13 protein-coding genes and 1 pseudogene are annotated in these 15,952 nt (G+C 63.8%); 8 read left to right on the top strand and 6 right to left on the bottom strand.

What is annotated here, in order from left to right; genetic code table 11:
- The 7 genes and pseudogenes from B7X49_RS07865 to B7X49_RS07835 form a co-directional block, all read left to right on the top strand.
- Positions 1 to 461, top strand: a pseudogene (locus B7X49_RS07865) (integrase core domain-containing protein); the annotation flags it as partial.
- A gap of 435 nt (positions 462 to 896) precedes the next feature.
- On the top strand, positions 897 to 1,226 hold the full coding sequence (locus B7X49_RS07860) for a hypothetical protein (RefSeq protein WP_286838915.1): 330 nt from the start codon (positions 897 to 899) through the stop codon (positions 1,224 to 1,226).
- A 237-nt stretch (positions 1,227 to 1,463) separates the two neighbouring features.
- A complete protein-coding gene (kdpF, locus tag B7X49_RS07855) occupies positions 1,464 to 1,550 on the top strand; it encodes a K(+)-transporting ATPase subunit F (RefSeq protein ID WP_286704122.1) in 87 nt (28 codons plus the stop codon).
- Position 1,551: 1 nt separating this feature from the next.
- The gene (gene kdpA, locus B7X49_RS07850) at positions 1,552 to 3,249 is read left to right on the top strand and encodes a potassium-transporting ATPase subunit KdpA (protein WP_286838911.1); all 1,698 of its coding nucleotides are present in this window, start codon (positions 1,552 to 1,554) and stop codon (positions 3,247 to 3,249) included.
- A gap of 16 nt (positions 3,250 to 3,265) precedes the next feature.
- A complete protein-coding gene (gene kdpB / locus B7X49_RS07845; protein ID WP_286704121.1) occupies positions 3,266 to 5,302 on the top strand; it encodes a potassium-transporting ATPase subunit KdpB in 2,037 nt (678 codons plus the stop codon).
- Positions 5,303 to 5,315: 13 nt separating this feature from the next.
- Complete coding sequence (kdpC, locus tag B7X49_RS07840) at positions 5,316 to 5,915, top strand: potassium-transporting ATPase subunit KdpC (protein ID WP_286704120.1); 600 nt, start codon at positions 5,316 to 5,318, stop codon at positions 5,913 to 5,915.
- A gap of 9 nt (positions 5,916 to 5,924) precedes the next feature.
- A complete protein-coding gene (locus tag B7X49_RS07835; protein ID WP_286704119.1) occupies positions 5,925 to 8,525 on the top strand; it encodes a DUF4118 domain-containing protein in 2,601 nt (866 codons plus the stop codon).
- A 26-nt stretch (positions 8,526 to 8,551) separates the two neighbouring features.
- Here B7X49_RS07835 and B7X49_RS07830 read toward each other — a convergent pair whose 3' ends face one another.
- From B7X49_RS07830 to B7X49_RS07820, 3 genes are all read right to left on the bottom strand, one after another.
- Positions 8,552 to 9,529: a fatty acid desaturase gene (locus B7X49_RS07830; RefSeq protein WP_029310487.1), complete on the bottom strand. Its 978-nt coding sequence runs from the start codon at positions 9,527 to 9,529 to the stop codon at positions 8,552 to 8,554.
- Between the two features lie 124 nt (positions 9,530 to 9,653).
- Complete coding sequence (locus B7X49_RS07825) at positions 9,654 to 11,618, bottom strand: sigma-54-dependent Fis family transcriptional regulator (protein WP_286704118.1); 1,965 nt, start codon at positions 11,616 to 11,618, stop codon at positions 9,654 to 9,656.
- A 12-nt stretch (positions 11,619 to 11,630) separates the two neighbouring features.
- Entirely contained in the window at positions 11,631 to 13,262 is a 1,632-nt protein-coding gene (locus tag B7X49_RS07820; protein WP_286704117.1) for a molecular chaperone GroEL, read from the bottom strand.
- On the opposite strand from B7X49_RS07820, the gene B7X49_RS07815 reads away from it, so the two are divergent.
- Positions 13,255 to 13,386: a hypothetical protein gene (locus tag B7X49_RS07815; protein ID WP_286704116.1), complete on the top strand. Its 132-nt coding sequence runs from the start codon at positions 13,255 to 13,257 to the stop codon at positions 13,384 to 13,386. The genes B7X49_RS07820 and B7X49_RS07815 overlap by 8 nt on opposite strands.
- Here the strand turns inward: B7X49_RS07815 and B7X49_RS07810 are convergent.
- The 3 genes from B7X49_RS07810 to B7X49_RS07800 are packed head-to-tail and all read right to left on the bottom strand — an operon-like array spanning position 13,373 to position 15,909.
- Positions 13,373 to 13,738 (bottom strand): MmoB/DmpM family protein, encoded by a 366-nt coding sequence (locus B7X49_RS07810; RefSeq protein WP_286704115.1) that lies wholly within the window; start codon positions 13,736 to 13,738, stop codon positions 13,373 to 13,375. The two genes, B7X49_RS07815 and B7X49_RS07810, sit on opposite strands and share 14 nt — an antisense overlap.
- Before the next feature lie 24 nt (positions 13,739 to 13,762).
- Positions 13,763 to 14,845, bottom strand: coding sequence for an aromatic/alkene monooxygenase hydroxylase subunit beta (locus B7X49_RS07805; protein ID WP_286704114.1), 1,083 nt, complete (start codon positions 14,843 to 14,845; stop codon positions 13,763 to 13,765).
- A gap of 26 nt (positions 14,846 to 14,871) precedes the next feature.
- Positions 14,872 to 15,909, bottom strand: a complete 1,038-nt coding sequence (locus tag B7X49_RS07800; protein ID WP_286704113.1) for an NADH:ubiquinone reductase (Na(+)-transporting) subunit F — start codon at positions 15,907 to 15,909, stop codon at positions 14,872 to 14,874.
- Positions 15,910 to 15,952 lie beyond the last annotated feature (43 nt).

Here is a 15,952-nt window from a genome sequence, read left to right as displayed (position 1 = left end):
GCATCGCAGCAACAGAGGCGTCCAATACGTTTCGATCCGCTATACGGAGTGCCTGCCTGAAGCCGGCATCGACCCTTCAGTCGGCAGTGTCGGTGACTCATGCGACAATGTCCTCGCTGAGACGATCAACGGCCTGTTCAAAGCGGAGGTGATCCACCGACGCGGGCCCTGGCGCAACGCCGAAGCCGTGGAATTCGCCACCCTCGAATGGGTCGACTGGTTCAACAACCGAAGCCTCCTCGAGCCCCTCGGAAATATCCCACCTGCTGAGGCCGAAGCACGCTACTGTGAAAAACTGAACGAGCTGGCTATGGTGACCTCACTCAAAGCAACGGACCGCCAGCGCGACCAGCGCCGGATGCGGCAACCGTCTCTCGCGGTCACGCACGACCATGAAATGTTCCAGCCCGGAGCGAACGCCCCCGGGCGCTTCAGCGCGTGTACATCGGGGTACACCGTGAGATAGAAACTCTTGTCATACCACCACAAGGCTGAGCCGATCTCTGCATTGTCGGAGAGCACGAGCGTCTGTTCCGCCAGGAAGGTGCCACCATGGCCGGCCGGCTGTGGATCGTAATCGGTCAGCGTTCCAGGCGCAGGCGGATGACGCATCGCGAAATGATGCAACCCCGAGGTTAACTGTCCCGCAGAGATCGCGGCGACAACATCCGGATTGGCCGCGCGATATTCGTCCTCCGCAAAAAAACCGTTCGGCGCCACCCGCTGTGCATAGACATTCTCAAGGTAGAAAATGAACGTCTGTTGGTCGTTGAGGTCGCTGATATCGGGAAACAGCGTCTGAATCTGGCGAACCGTCTGCTTATAAAGTTGCTTGAATGACCACGGATTGAATCACCCATTCGGAATGAACCGATCAGCCTCAGGGAGATCGAAATATGCCTCGATCGCCGCCAGGCCAGTCGCAGGCCCAGGTGCCAGGCCAGTCCGTGCGCAACATGATGCAGATTGAACGCCAGCGAAGGCACCCTGCCCTCATCGGCACCATGATCCCAGAAGTGCCGCTCGACATCGAATTCGGGATCTTGCCGTATCAATTGCCCGATATCGACATATGTCTCGACATAGTATTGCCGGTTGAAAACATAGAACGGAACCTGCCGGTCAATGACGTTGCGCTGCCGAGGTCGCGCCCTCGTCAGTTTTCCTGTCAGTGGATTATCTTAAAAGACCGCCAATTTTTGTCAGAAATTTTAGATATCCAATGATTTTTATGACGGTTTAATACGTAAATGCGAAATCGCACTCCAGGTTTTATGCCGCAAAGCCGATGGTCGTGCTGCGCGTTTCGCAGCAGTGCGGACTGCACCGTAATGCAGAGTGTAACCCGCGCGTTTTCTTACCACCGGAGGTTTCAGTGTCCGATAGTCTTTCAATTTTGATCGCGGCGGCTGTTTTTGCGCTGCTCCTCGTCTACGTTCCGATCTGTTCCAAGGTCTGATTAGATGTTCGATCTGGTGCTGGCCGGCGCTGTGGCGCTCGGCCTATTGATCTATCTGGTCTGGGCGCTGGTCCGGCCGGAGGATTTTTGACATGACCACGCACGGCATTTTTTATATCGCCCTAGTGCTGATCCTCGTGCTGGGCTCGGCGTTTCCGCTGGGCGCCTACATGGCCCGGCTATTCGAGGGCAAAATCCGGCTGCTCGCGCCGGTCGAGACCGGCATTTATCGGATCTGCGGCATCGATCCTGCGCGTCAGATGGGCTGGGCGAGCTATGCGATTGCGCTGCTGATGCTGAGCGTTGTTCATTTTGGGCTGCTCTATGCGATCCTGCGCCTGCAATATTATTTGCCGTTCAACCCGCAGCACATCGCCGGCATGGCGCCGATGCTCGCCTTCAACACGGCTGCCAGCTTCACGACGAACACCAACTGGCAGGCCTATGCGCCAGAGAGCATGATCTCGAACGGGGCGCAGATGTTCGGCCTGGTTGTGCATATGTTCATCAGCGCTGCCGCCGGCATCGCGGTCGCGGCCGCGCTGATGCGCGCCTTTGTCAGCGGCGGCCTCAAGACACTCGGCAATGTCTATGTCGATATTGTGCGGATCACCCTGTATCTTCTGCTACCCGTCGCGCTGATTGCCGCGGTCGTGCTGCTGATCGCCGGCATCCCGATGACATTCGATGCCTTCGCCACGGTTCACACTTTGGCGGGCAGCACGCAGACCATTGCGCGCGGCCCCCTCGCTTTGCAGGAGGCGATCAAGGAACTGGGTACCAATGGCGGCGGGTTCTTTAACGCCAACTCGTCCCATCCGTTCGAAAATCCGAACGCCCTTACCAACCTGTTCGAAATCTGGCTGCTGCTGGTGATCGGCTTCGCCCTGCCGATCGCCTTCGGCCATATGGTTGGCCGCAAACGCGAGGGCATCGCGCTGTTCGCGGCCATGGCGCTTATCCTCGGTCTCGCGATGGTCGGCGACTATGCCGCCGAAGCCGCCAACAACCCCATCCTGGTCCACGCCGGCGTCATGGCCAAACCGGGTAACATGGTTGGCAAGGAGATGCGCTTCGGCATCGCGCAATCCACCACGTTCAACACCGCCGCCACCGGCACCTCGACCGGCGCGGTCAACTCCGTGACCGACAGCTACACGCCGCTCGGCGGCCTGATCCCGATGTTTCTGATGCAACTCGATGAAGTCGCACCAGGCGGCGTCGGCTCGGGTCTGTACGGTATGGTGCTGTTCGCGCTGCTCGCGGTGTTCGTCGCCGGGCTGATGGTCGGGCGAACGCCGGAATATCTCGGCAAGAAGGTACAATCCAGGGAGATCAAGCTCGCCATGCTGGCGGTCCTGATCCAGACGCTGTTCATCCTCGCCGGTGCCGGATTTTCGCTGTTGACCAAATCCGGGCTCGGCTCGCTCGACAACGCCGGGCCGCATGGCCTGACCGAGATGCTCTATGGCTGGACCTCGGCCACGGAAAACAACGGCTCCGCCTTCGCCGGCCTGTCGGCCAACACACCGCTACTCGATTACGGGCTCGGTCTGGCCATGCTGTTCGGCCGGTTCGCGGTGCTGATCCCGGTGCTGGCGATCGCGGGTTCGCTCGCGCTGAAGCCGAAACTGCCGCAATCGACCGGCACCTTCCCGACCGATGGGCCGCTGTTCGTCGGCCTGCTGATCGGCGTGATCATCATTCTGGGTGGCTTGCAGTTCATGCCGGCCGACACGCTGGGTCCGCTCGCCGAGCATTACCTGATGCTCGCCGGCAAGACCTTCTGAGATAGAGAGCAAAACCATGTCCAATCAAGCCGATACGATCGGCCTGTTCGATCGCGCCATTCTGATCCGCGCCACCGGCGATGCGGTGCTGAAACTCAACCCGCGCCAATTGATCCGTAATCCGGTGATCTTCACGACCGAAATCATCGCGCTGCTGGTGACGGTGGTCGGTGTGCATGAGGTGGTCATCGGCCAGCCCGCCGCCTTCTCGCTCGTCATCGCGATCTGGCTATGGATCACCGTGCTGTTCGCAACTTTCGCCGAAGCCGTGGCCGAAGGCCGCGGGCGGGTGCGGGCCGATGCGCTGCGGCGCGCCCGGTCCGACACCATGGCCAAGCTGATCCTCGATCCGCGCGACCGCACCCTGTTCAAGCCGACCCCGGCGCCGGAGCTGCACAAGGATGATCTGGTCCTGGTCGAGACCGGCGACATCATCCCCTCGGATGGCGAGATCATCGAAGGGATCGCGAGCGTGAACGAAAGTGCCATCACCGGCGAATCCGCCCCGGTGATCCGCGAGGCCGGCGGCGATCGCTCGGCCGTCACGGGGGGCACGCAGGTGGTGTCGGATTTTCTGGTTATCCGCATCACCGCCGAACCGGGTTCGACCTTCCTCGATCGGATGATCGCCCTGGTCGAAGGGGCGGAGCGGCGCAAGACGCCGAACGAGATCGCGCTCGATATCCTGCTCGCCGGCCTCACGTTGATTTTCGTGATCGCGGTGGCGACGCTGCCGGGGTTCGCCGCCTATTCGCACACCCATCTGTCGATCGCGGTGCTCGCCGCGCTGTTCGTCTGCCTGATCCCGACCACGATCGGCGGCCTGCTCTCCGCCATTGGCATCGCGGGGATGGATCGTCTGATCCGCTTCAACGTGGTCGCCACATCGGGTCGCGCCGTCGAAGCCGCTGGCGATGTCGATGCTCTGCTGCTCGACAAGACCGGGACGATCACCTTCGGCAACCGCATGGCCTCAGCGATCTATCCGGTGCCGGGCGTCGATGAGCGGTTGCTGGCGGAAGCAGCGGCTTTCGCATCGCTGGGTGACGAAACACCGGAAGGCCGCTCGATCGTGACACTGATGCGCGACCGCTACCAGATCGAAACAAAACTGCCGACGAATGCAACACTGGTGCCGTTCAGTGCCAACACGCGGGTCTCCGGCATCGATTCCGGCGGCAGATCCTGGCGCAAGGGTGCGGTCGACTCGGTGCTGAAACTCGCCGGCGGCATACCGCCCGCGGCATTCACCGAAGCGGTCTCGCGCATCGCCCGCGCCGGTTCGACCCCGCTGGCCCTGGCGGTGGACGGCCAGTTGCTCGGCGCGATCGAACTCAAGGACATCGTCAAACCCGGCATCAAGGAGCGCTTCGCCGATCTGCGCCGCATGGGCATTCGCACCATCATGGTCACCGGCGACAACCGCATCACCGCCGCCGCCATCGCCGCCGAAGCGGGGGTGGACGACGTGATTGCCGAAGCGACGCCGCAGGACAAGCTCGGCTACATCCGCAAAGCGCAGGAGGAAGGCCGCCTGGTCGCCATGTGCGGCGACGGCACCAACGATGCGCCGGCCCTGGCACAAGCAGATGTCGGCGTCGCGATGCAGACCGGCACCCAGGCCGCGCGCGAGGCCGGCAACATGGTCGACCTTGATAGCGATCCGACCAAGCTGATTGAAATCGTCGAAATCGGCAAGCAATTGCTCATCACCCGCGGTGCGCTCACGACGTTTTCGATCGCGAACGACATCTCGAAATACTTCGCCATCTTGCCGGCGATTTTCGTCGCCACCTATCCGGGTCTGCAGGCCCTCAACGTCATGGGCCTAACCTCGCCGCGGAGCGCCATTTTATCGGCAGTGATCTTCAATGCGCTGATCATCGTGGTGCTGGTACCGCTCGCGTTGCGCGGCGTGAAGTTCCGCGCGGTCGGCGCGGCCGCGCTGCTGCGGCGCAACCTGCTGGTCTACGGGCTGGGCGGTATCGTCGCGCCCTTCGTCGGGATCAAGGCGATCGACATGATCCTCACTGCATTTCACATCTTTACCTGATCGGACCATCGCCATGTTACGTGAAATTCGCCCCGCGCTTTCGCTCGTCCTGTTGTTCACCCTCATCCTCGGCGTCGCGCTGCCCGCCGCCTTCACCGGTCTCGCCCAGGCGGTGTTTCCATTCCAGGCCAACGGCAGCCTGCTCGAACGCAACGGCCAGATCATCGGCTCCGCGCTGATCGGCCAGAGTTTCGCCGGACCGACCTGGTTCACCCCGCGCCCCTCGGCACTGAGCGGCACGGATGCCAAGGGCAAAACCATTGCCACCCCATACGATGCGTCGGAATCCGGGGGCTCATCTTCCGGCCCGACCAACGCCGGCATGGTCGGCAACGTCAAATCCCGCATCGCCGCCTATCTGAAGGCCTACGGCCCCGGCCCGGTGCCCGATGACGCGGTGACCACCAGCGGTTCCGGCCTCGATCCGGACATCTCGCTCGAAAACGCCCTGCGGCAAGCCCCGGCAATCGCCATAGCGCGCAAACTGCCCCCGGCCACAGTGACCGCGCTGGTCAATCGCCTTGCGGCGCACCGCCTGCTCGGCGTGATCGGCACCGATCATGTCAACGTCCTGAAGCTCAACCTTGCCTTGAGCCGCATGAGCGCGCCATGATCGGGTCCCATGGCATCCCCGGATACCGAGCACCGCCCCGATCCTGACGCGCTGCTGACGGCGGCCGCCAGCGAGCATCACGGCAGGCTGAAAATCTTTCTCGGTGCCGCCCCCGGCGTCGGCAAGACATGGGAGATGCTCGCCGCCGCAAGGCAGAAGCGCGACGAAGGCATCGATGTCCTGGCCGGGCTGATCGAAACCCACGGGCGCGCCGAAACCGCCGCGCAACTGGGCGATCTGCCGGTGTTGCCGCGCCGGCAGGTGCCTTATCGGGGCCATGTGCTCGCGGAATTCGACCTCGAAGCCGCGATCGCGCGGCGCCCGGGTCTGCTGCTGGTCGATGAACTTGCCCACACCAACGCGCCGGGCCTGCGCCACACCAAACGCTGGCAGGACGTCGCCGACGTGCTGGAAGCCGGCATCGATGTCTGGACAACATTGAACATCCAGCATCTGGAAAGCCTGAACGATCAGGTCGCCCGCATTACCGGCGTGCGTGTTGCAGAAACGCTGCCGGATACGGTACTCGGCCTCGCGTCCGAAATCGAACTGATCGATCTGACGCCGGCGGAGTTGCGCGTCCGCCTCGAACAGGGCCGCATCTATCGGCCGGATCTTGCCCGCCGCGCCCTCGATGGGTTTTTCCGCTCTGGCAACCTCGCGTCGCTGCGCGAAATGGCGCTGCGGCGGGTGGCCCAGCACGTCGATCGCGACATCGCCAGCTACATGCGCTCCCGCGCCATCGCCGGCCCGTGGCCTGCCGCCGAGCGCGTGATGGCGGTGGTCGAAACCGGCCCGGCCGCCGAGCAGGTCGTGCGCTACGCCGCCCGCCTGGCCGATGCGCTGCGCGCCCCGCTGCTTGCGTTTCACGCGGAAACCCAAGCCGGCGGCGGCGTCCAATCCGCTCTCGACCTCACGATCCAGCTCGGCGGCACGGTTGAAACCAGCACCAACGCCGACGCAGCAACCGCCGCGCTGGATGTCGCCGCGCGCCAGAACGTCGCGCATATCGTGGTGGCGCGCGGGCCCGTCGGCTTCTGGCGGCCACGCCCCCTAGCCGCCCGGCTCGGCCGCCGGGCGCGCGCCTATTCCGTCTATGTCGTGCCCGATCCCGCAGCCCGGCCGGCCGCACCGAAGCTGGCACGGCCGCGCGAGAGTCTGGCACCCTACGCGATCAGCCTCGGCGGGATGGGGCTCGCCACACTGCTCGGATTTCTGCTGCGCGACTATGTGCCGCATGACGCAATGGGCTTCGTATTCACCGGCATCGTGGTCGGCGTCGCGAGCCGATATGGCCGGCGCCTCGGCCTGTTTGCCGCCGTTGCGAGCTTCCTGCTGTGGAATTTCTTCTTCCTGCCGCCGGTATTTACCCTGTCGGTCGGCGACCCGCGCGACGTGGTGGCACTCGTCGTGTTCCTCGCGGTCGGCCTGCTGACCGGCACGCTCGCCGGACGCGTGCGGATCGAGGCGGAAGCGGCGCGTAGCCGGATCGATGCGCTCCGCCGCGTCGCGCTGTTCGGCCGCACCCTGGCCCAGGCGATCAATGAAACCAGCCTGCGCGCCGCGATCGAAACCGAAGCCGCCGCCCTGGCCGACCGCGCCGTCGTGCTGATGGCCGTGCGCAATACGCTTGCCGTGGCACCGCAACTCGATGAACCGGCGCAGGCCGCCGCCGAATTCGCCTATGTCAACCGCGTCGCCACCGGTGCCGGCACCATCACCCTGCCCTCTGTGCCGTGGCGCTTTCTGCCGCTTGCGACCGAAGCGGGCGTGATCGGCGTGCTCGGCGTACAACCGAAGTCGCCGATCACCGAACCACTGGCCCAGGCGCTCGGCGCCTTGGCCGACCAATCCGCCATGGCCACCGAACGGCTGCGCCTCGCCGCCCGCGCCGCCGAAGCCAACGCTCAGGAATCCACCCAGAAGCTGCGCACAGCGCTGCTGTCGTCGCTGTCGCACGATCTGCGCACGCCGCTCACCGGCATTCGGGGGGCCGCGGAAACGCTTGCGGCTTCGGGCACCAGCCTGACCGAGGCGGTGCGCGCCGACCTGCTCGCCAGCATCGTGCAGGACGTCGGCCGGATGACCCGCTTCCTCGCCAACATCACCGGCATGGCACGGATCGAGACCGGCGAGATCGTCGCGCGGCGCGAAACCATCGACCTCACGGCGTTGATCGAGGCTGCCGTGTCACGCGTGCCGGAGGCGTTCCACGCCGCGGTCAATCTGCCGGGCAATGCGCGATCGGTTCTCGCCGACCCCGCGCTGCTCGAACAAGTGTTGGTCAACCTGCTCGAAAACGCGATCAAATACGCGCCGGACGGCTCGGCCATCACCATCCGCAGCCAGCGCGACTCCAGCATGATCGCCATATCGGTCGCCGATGAAGGGATCGGCATCGATGCCGCCGACCTGCCACACGTGTTCGACAGTTTTTTCCGCGCCGCTCGCGGCGACCGCATCGCACCGGGTACCGGACTCGGCCTCGCAATCGCGCGCGCCTTCGTGGAAGCCATGGGCGGCACGATCATCGCAACATCGCCTCGCCCCGACCTGCCGCGCGATGGCCTGCCGGGTACGGTGGTTACGCTTCGCCTACCCGCGCTGTAGCGCGAGCACCCGGAGCGGCCAACTGGTTACCCGAACGGCACCAGCTTGCGCCGTTCGGTATCCCAGAGCGCGAGGCGCGCGCATTTCAGGCTGGCCCAGAAGGTCAGCCGTGGCGCTTGCTGAAACGCCGGGTTCGCCTCGTGACAGGCGCGCAGGCGGTAGTTGGGAATGCGGCTCGACAAATGATGGATGTGGTGAAACCCGATATTGCCGGTCATCCAGTGCAGCACGCGGGGTAGATCGTAAAACGAGGCGCCCGCCAGCGCCGCAGTTTGAAAATCCCATTGCGGCCGGGACTCCCAATACGTGTCTTCGAACTGATGCTGGATATAGAACAGCCAGACCCCGATGGTCGCGGCCAGCAACGTGACCGGCAGCCACCCGCACAGCACGGCGATGGGACCCAATGTTACGATCAGGGTGACCAGCATGGCCGCGAGGGCTGCGTTGGTACCAAGGACGCTCAGCCAGTCGCGCCAGCGGCGGCGCGGATTGCCGGTGGGGATGCGGTTACTGATCAGAAACAGCCACACCGGCCCGAGGCCGAACAGCACGGCCGGATGGCGATACAGCCGGTATTGCAGCCGTCGCCAGCGCGGCAGCGCCCGATATTCCGCAATTGTCAGGGTCGTGACATCACCAACGCCGCGACGGTCCAGATTGCCGGTATGGGCATGGTGAACTGCGTGCGATGCGCGCCACGCGGTATAGGGCGTCAGCGTCAGCACCCCGAGCAGCAGGCCGACCGCATCATTGGCCCAGCGACGCGAAAAGAACGAGCCATGGCCGCAGTCATGCTGGAACATGAACAGACGCACCAGCAAGACGCCGCCGATCGGAAACAGCAGCATACCCGCCCAGTACCCATGATCCAGCGCCACCAGCATCAGCCCCATCACCGCGATGAACGGGATCAGGGTGGTCGCCAGTTGAAGCAACGCGAGACGCGTATCCGGTTTCAGGTATGGCGCGATCATCGCGCGCCAGGAGACATCTGATGACATGGGCTGTTCGATACATGAGGGTGAAGAGGGGGGAGGCATTCAATCGGGTGGACGGCGACCGTTTTTGCCTAGTCTTGGGTTGTCGAGCGTTCTCATTATAATGCTAGTCACCCCCGCTTGTCGATCAGCGTGAACCTGCCCGCCCCAGCCTGCGGTGCAGCGTGCTGCGCGACACGCCAAGCAGGCGCGCGGCCTCGGAGATGTTGCCGCCGGCCGTCTCGATCGCGCGATGCATCGCCTCGGCCTCGATATCGACCAGCCGACCCGAGGGTGGCGCATCGGCGGCAGGGGCACCGCGCATGTCGAGCGGAATTTCATCGATCATGACATTCTCGGATTCCCCCGCCAGCAGTAACGATTCGACCAGATTGCGCAGTTCACGCACGTTGCCCGGCCAATGATACGCCCGCAGCACCGCCAGCAGATCGGCGCCGAACCGGCGCGGCGGCACGCCGTGGCGCGCGGCCACGCTGGTATTGAAATGCTCGATCAGCAGATCGACATCGCCGTTCCGCGCGCGCAAGGGCGGCACGGTGATTGCGGTCACGTTGATCCGATAGAACAGATCCCGCCGAAACCGCCCCGCCGCCACCTCATCGCGCAGGTCCCGGTTGGTCATGGCGACCAGCCGGACGGCGACCTTGCGCGGCGTGGTATCGCCGAGCCGATAGATCACGCCCTCCTCGAGAGCGCGCAGCAGCAGCGGTTGCAAATCGAGCGGCAGTTCGCCGATTTCATCGAGGCATAAAGTGCCGCCGTCGGCGAGTTCGAACCGGCCGGGCCGACCATCGGCGGTCGCACCGGTGAACGCGCCTTTGACATGACCGAACAATTCGGCGCCGATCAGGTCTTTCGAGGCGGCACCGCAATTGAACACGACGAACGGCGCCGAAAAATCAAGACTGCCGTGCATGGCCCGGGCGAGCAATTCCTTGCCGACGCCGGTCTCGCCATGGATCAATACCGGCACGCGGTGCCGCGCGAGCTGCTCGGCGCGTTTGGTGGCCTGCAGCATGGCGGCGCTGGCCCCGATGATGTGATGAAACGCATTGCGGCTGGCATCCGCTTCGGAGCCGGCGGGCGGTGCATCTCGTTTGGCGGGTCGGTTGCGGGCCGGCACCACGATCATCGCCCCCACGGTACGATCATCGAGCAATACCGGGTCGAACGCACCGTCCGCGCGCAGCGGCTCGGGCATCCGGTCGAACCACCGCTCCACCGGTTGATCGGGATCGAAACCGGCAAGGGTTTCACCAAGACCGGGCAGCGCGCCTTTGCCGTTGGAATAGACGATCCGGCCGGCCCGATCGATCGCGAGCAGTTCGGAGTTACCGATCGTCGGCATGCGTTGCAGGCAGCGTTCCAGCAGGCGCACGCGCTCGCGCCCGGTGCGTTCCGCCAGCGCAGTCTCGATCTGGCGGGCCGTCGCGACCGCGAGCGAGAGATTGCCGCGTTGGTAGGTGGAGGGCGGGCCGGAGATATCGACCACGCCGAGAATGCGCCCGGTCCCCGGTTCACGGACCGGGGCAGCCGCACAGGTCCAGCTTTTGATGCCTTCGCAGAAATGTTCCGTGGCATGCACCTGTGCCGGCTGACCGGTGGCGAGGGCGGTGCCGATGCCGTTGGTGCCGATCACGTCTTCACGCCAATGACCGCCTGCGACCAGATGAATGCGTTCGCCCTGCCCCAGCGTGCGGTGGTCGCCCACCGCTTCGAGCACCACGCCATCCGGGTCGGTCAGCAGCATCATGCAGTTCGAACCGGCGAACACGTCGGCGATGCGCTGAAACAGATCGCGCGAGGCCGCGATCAGGTCGCGGTTGCGATGGCGCAGGGTCAGGATCGAGTCGCCCTGTGCGGCGATCGGTGCGGCCCGGCCGGTCGGATTGACGCCGAGGGCAAGGCTGCGCTGCCAGGACGACACCACGACATTGCCGAGCGGAATCGCGGCTTCAGGTTCGCCGGTCAGAAACCGCTCCCACGCCCACATCGCCTCCCGGTCCGGCAACGCTTCGGTGTGTGTCACCAGGTCGGCGCGCGGGCGCGCCCGGTCATGGTCGATCGGCCCGTTGATCCGCTGCTTCGGCAATCCTGCCTCCGGTCATGCCCTCCCGAGCAACTCGGCACCGCCGCCCAGGGCCGGGCCGGCGGTTGGGTCGTCGTAGTCGGGTTTATCCGCGATCAGAGTATGCGTGGTCAGGATCAAGGACGCCACCGAAACCGCATTGCGCAGTGCGCTGATGCTGACCCGCACCGGATCGATGATGCCGGCCCCCTCCATGGCGACCATTTTGCCGGTCCGCGCATCGAGTCCGGTGCCCTGGATCGCGGCCATCACCTGCGCCACCATATCCTCGGGGTTGAAGCCGCTGTTGGTCGCAATCGCGGCCAGCGGCGCGGTCAGCGCATCGCGCAGCAGCAGCGCACCGGCCCGCGCGCCGTTCAACAGCTTCGCGTTGGTGTTCAGGCTCGGCGCGATCTGCGCCAGCGCCGTGCCGCCACCGGCGACCACGCCTTCGGCAATCGCGGCGCGCGCGGCCGCCAATGAATCCTCGATCAGCTGGGCATGGCGCTTCTGCGCCACCGGCGTCGCACCGCCGGCCATGATCGTCGCGGTGCCGCCGGACAGCTTGGCAAGGCGCTGTTCGAGCTTATCGCGATCGATATCGTTGGGTGCCAGATCGACCTGGCGGCGCACCTGCTCGCGCCGCGCGGCGATCGCGGCAAGGTCGCCGCCGCCGCCGGAAATCACGGTCATGCCCGAGCCGACGCGCACCTGGCGCGCACTGCCCAGGTCGGCGCGGGTGGCATTGGCGATCGTGCCGCCCAATTCGCGCGCAATGACGCGCCCACCGGTGATGATCGCGATATCCTCAAGCATCGCCTTGCGCCAATGCCCATATTCAGGCGGATGAATCGCAGCGACCGGCACGCCACCCGCACGGTCCGCCAGCAGTGCCATTACCGCGGCCGGCGCCACCTCCTCGGCGATCACCAGCAGCGGCTGGTTGCTTGCACCCACCAGTGCGCGGATCTGTTCGATCTCGGCGGCGGTGGTGATTTTCAGATCGGTCATCAGGATCAGCGGATTATCGAGCACCGCCTGCATGCGCTCCACATCGGTGACCATGTGATGCGAAATATAGCCGCGGTCGAAGCCCATACCATCGATCACATCGAGCATGGTCTCTACCGTGGTGCTATTCTCGACGGTGACGATGCCCTGTGGCCCGGCCCGCTCGATCGCCTCGGCCACCAGCGCGCCTGTCGCGGCATCGTTCGCGGCGATGGTCGCAACCGCCCGCATTTCAGCCGCATCGCGCAGCGGCCGGGCACGGGCGCGCAAGGCGACGATCACCTCATCCGCCGCCGCCTCGATCCCGGCGACGAGTTCCACGGCATTATCGCCCGCCGCCATCCGCGCCAGCCCTTTCTGCACCAGCGCATCGGCCAGGACCGTCGCGGTCGTGGTGCCATCGCCCGCCTCCAGATTGGTCTGGGCGGAAACCTCACGCAGGATCTGCGCACCCATATTCTCGAACCGGCACGCGAGCTCGACCTCGGCGGCGATCGATACGCCATCACGCGAGACCATCGGCGTGCCGATCGGCCGGTCGATGATGGCGTTCATGCCGCGCGGCCCCATGGTGCCGCGCACGGCCCGGGCCAGTTGCGCGACGCCACGCCCCAGCGCGGCGCGAGCTTCATCGTCGTGGAGCATCATCTTGGCCATGCGTTTCCCTTTTTATTATTGGTGGAAAGCACTTCTTTTTTGTAAAAAAGAAGCAAAAAATTTTTTAGATCAATCCGGTGCCGTCGTTGAAAACGGCACCGGGCCGGGGATCAGTCGTATTTGATGTATTCCATGGCTTCGTCCATGTCGCCGAACAACACCACGGTGTTGTCATCGACCATGACCATACGGCCATAATGGGTCGAGGTGGAAATCTCGAACAGATAAGGCGTCATGACACGGCCGAGTGCTTCTGAGATCTCGTCCATCTTGAAAATCATCTTGCCTTCGCCATCGATCCGGATGAGTGCCGGTTGGTAGGTGACCGAAATGCCGGGCTTTTCAGCCATCACATCGGCTATCGCGCGGGCTTCGACGCTATCGTTCATGGTCACGCCGCACTGGTGCGAAATCGTGCCCTCGAACTGCATGTCCTTCATCGATTTGAAGATCGTCGCGGTATGAGCTTGAGCCATGGGTTGTATCCTTTATTTTGACGATTACTGGTCCAGCGTGGCACGAACATCGAAGCCGATTTCCGCCGCGATCGCGCGCACCCGGTTTTTCGCGAGATCGAGCGCATCGGCGAATTGAGCGATTTTGACCCGCGGTTGCGACCAGATCGGCTGCAAATGATGCGCCGCATCGAGCGCGAGCGAGCCGTGCTTGTGCATCCATTGCACCAGGATGGCCCGGTTGCTGTCGCCATGTTCCGGGTCGAGCACCAGGATGTGAAACAACTCGACCGCGTTGGCGAGATTGCGCTCGTAGTCGCCCTCCGCCGCCGCGACCACCGCTGGTGTCATGAAATCGTTCTGTGCCGCGGCCATCTGCATGACGAACCCGCTGCGGAACAATTCACCGACCAGCGGCTCGAAGACGATGTTGGTGGCGAAATACTGCTCCAGGTAGTCGGTCGCACCCATCACCGCCTCGATCGCGTGGCGAGTCCCCTGCCAGATCGGATCTTCGAGCCAATGCTGCTTGCCGGCGTCAAGATCGACGCCCTCGATATCGAGGGCCAGTTCGCCCAGATACAGCGTCAGATCCTGCGAGAAACGCAGCTTGTAGGAGGAATTCGTCAGGATCGCGTTGTTGATCATCTGGGTATAACCGTAGCGCTGCGCCTGCATCGTAGCGGTGCCCAGGCCAAACTCGGCATGCTTGTACGCTCCGAGATGATCGGACAGCACCTTGACCCAGGCCCGGTCGAACCGCTTCGGCGCACCGGAGCGACGGCCGTTTTCGATCAGGTTGCTGATCATGCCGACAATGGTGGACTGGCGCTGGTAATGGGTGCGTTCCCACTCCTGATCGACCGCGCGGAACTGATGCCAGTTGGACGATTTCAGCGCCGTCCAGTTCTTGTCATAGGTTGGCGTGCCATCGGCGAAGTTGATGATCCAATCCTGCAGCAGATAGCGCTCCGGATCGGGTTGCACATCGACCGTCATGTCCTCGTAATGGCTCGCCTTGCGGCCCTTCGGCTCGAAATAATTATACTTTCGGCTGTCCGAACCGGCGAAGGTGGCGGACCCGGCGGCGCCGGATTTCTGGGGTGATTTGGTCTCGGTGACGCTCATCGTTTCTCTCCTGATTATCGTTGATCTCAGCGAACGGCGGTGGTGAATTTGTCGAAATAGATGTGATCCGGCTCGACTCCGGCCATTTGCAGAACCGGCAGGACGGCGTCGATCATCGGCGGCGGTCCGCAGGAATAGGCATCCATCTCGCCATCGAGCCCTTCGGCGCGCAATTGCCGTGCCAGAACCTCGTGGATGAAGCCGCGCTCGCCGGTCCAGCTGTCGCCGTCCTCGGCGTGCGACAGAGCTGGGATGAACTTGAAGTCCGGCAATGCCGCTTCCAGCCTCGCGAATTCATCGAGATAGAACAGATCGGCCTTGGTGCGTGCCCCATAGAAAAACCGCACCGGCCGATGCTCGCCTGACGCCACATGATCCTGCAGGATGGACCACAATGGCGACATGCCCGACCCGCCGCCGATCAGCAGCATCGGCCCGGGTCGGTCCTCGCGCCGGAAGCACGTGCCGTAGGGGCCTTTGACACTCAGGCGATCGCCCGGCTTCAGAACGGTATCGAGCGCCGATGAAAACGCGCCATCGGGATATTTCTTGATGATGAAGGCAAGCCGGTCCGGTTCGCCCGGCGGGCTGCCCATCGAATAGGCCCGCGTCACACCATCCGGTAATGTAATGTCGACATACTGGCCGGCCCAGAACTTCAGCGGTGCGGCAAGCTCCACGGTCATGCGGCGGATGTCGTGCGTCAGATGCTCGATGCCGGTCAGCGTCGCGTCGTAAGCGCGCACCGCGATCGAGCGGCGCAGCAAATCCTCGTCATAGTTTAAGAGTTCGATTTCCAGATCGCTGTATGCGTGTGTCTTGCACAAAAGAATATGCCCGGTATCACGCTCGTAATCGGGTAACGCGAACGTCGAATACTTGAGCAGCTCGATGTCGCCGTCAATCAGCTTCGATTTACAGGAGCTGCACTGGCCTTCCTTGCAGCCATGCATCACCGAGATACCCTGACGAAATGCGGCATCCAGAACGGTCTCGCCTTCTTCGACCTCCATTTCGATGCCGACCGGCTCGAACCGGACCTTATGCGTCGTAATCACAGTCATGACGTTTCCCGTTGGTTTTTATCGTTCGGAGCAGAGCCGCCGG

This window comes from Acidiphilium sp. 34-64-41, assembly GCF_002282635.1.
GTDB classification, from domain to species: domain Bacteria; phylum Pseudomonadota; class Alphaproteobacteria; order Acetobacterales; family Acetobacteraceae; genus Acidiphilium; species Acidiphilium rubrum.
The sequence above is the reverse complement of the archived record's forward strand: the minus strand, read 5'-3'. Positions and strand labels throughout refer to the sequence as shown.